This is a genomic window from Mesorhizobium sp. M0514, assembly GCF_040321145.1.
In the GTDB taxonomy this organism is placed as follows: domain Bacteria; phylum Pseudomonadota; class Alphaproteobacteria; order Rhizobiales; family Rhizobiaceae; genus Mesorhizobium.
The window spans coordinates 1-1,293 of record NZ_JAMYQZ010000200.1 but is presented as its reverse complement, the minus strand read 5'-3'; the positions used below and the strand labels follow the sequence as shown (position 1 = coordinate 1,293).

The 1,293-nt window shown below is 58.3% G+C and carries 1 protein-coding gene; it reads left to right on the top strand.

Translation table 11 applies throughout. From position 1 onward, the window contains the following. The first annotated feature begins 77 nt into the window (after positions 1–77). Positions 78–1,265, top strand: a complete 1,188-nt coding sequence (locus NKI61_RS32765) for a helix-turn-helix domain-containing protein (RefSeq protein ID WP_023727784.1) — start codon at positions 78–80, stop codon at positions 1,263–1,265. The last annotated feature ends 28 nt before the right edge of the window (positions 1,266–1,293 follow it).

The window sequence follows — 1,293 nt, the reverse complement described above, 5'->3', positions numbered from 1 at the left end:
TGCCCTTCCCGAGAGATGGGTGACAGTTCATTCCGGAGACATGGGTTACACTTTCGGCCCTTTGCAAGGAGAGCAAGGTGCCTTGGAAGGAGTGTAACGTCATGGAAGAGCGGCTGAAGTTCATTGCCCGGCTGCTGGACGGCGAGAAGATGGCGGTGCTTTGCCGTGAGTTCGATATCTCGCGCAAGACCGGCTACAAGATCCTCACACGCTACAATGACAGTGGCCTTGAGGGGCTGACGGATCGATCACGCCGACCCTACCGCCACGCCAATCAGCTTCCGTTTCAAATCGAGAAGCTGATTGTGCGCCTCAAGCAAGACAAGCCGACCTGGGGTGCGCCAAAGATACGCGAACGGTTGGCCCGGCTGTATCCTGACGTTCACCGGCCTGCGATCTCGACGGTGCATGCGGTTCTCGACCGCCATGGCCTGGTCGAGCGCCGCAAGCGAAGGCGCAACAGGGCGATGGGAACACCACTTTCAAACGGCTATCGGCCCAACGATCTGTGGTGTGCCGACTACAAAGGCGAGTTCATGCTCGCCGATCGGCGCTATTGCTACCCGCTGACGATCACCGACTTCGCCAGCCGCTATCTCATCGCCTGCGAGGCGTTGTCGACTACCAAGGAAGCCTATGCCTTCACGGTGTTCGAGAGCGTTTTCAAAGAGTTCGGCCTGCCCAGCGCCATCAGGACCGACAACGGCGTTCCCTTTGCCAGCCCAAACGCGCTGTTCAATCTCAGCAAACTGTCGGTCTGGTGGCTGCGCCTGGGCATCGACATCGAGCGCATCCAGCCGGGCTGTCCGCAGCAGAACGGGCGCCATGAGCGCATGCACCTGACTCTCAAGAAGGAAACCACCAAACCGGCTGGCGCCAATTTCCTGCAGCAGCAGGCCAGGTTCGATGACTTCATCAATGAGTTCAACTCAGAACGCCCACATCAGGCGCTCGACATGGCCTGTCCAGCCGAGCGCTACACGCCGTCACCGCGCATCTATGCCGGCCTGCCGGATCTCGATTATCCGTTTCACGACAAGGCCGTCACCGTCACCACCTGCGGCCGCATCTGCTACAATCGCAAGAAGATCAACCTCAGCCTCGTCTTTGCCGGCCAGACCGTCGGCATCAAACAGGTCGAGGACCATATCTGGCTGGCTTCCTTCATGGATTATGATTTGGGCTACTTCGATGATGAGACATGCAGGCTCGAACCACTCCAAAACCCCTTCGGGCCAAAAGTGTTACCCATGTCTCCGATATAAACCGTAACCTATGTGTCCGGAATGGACC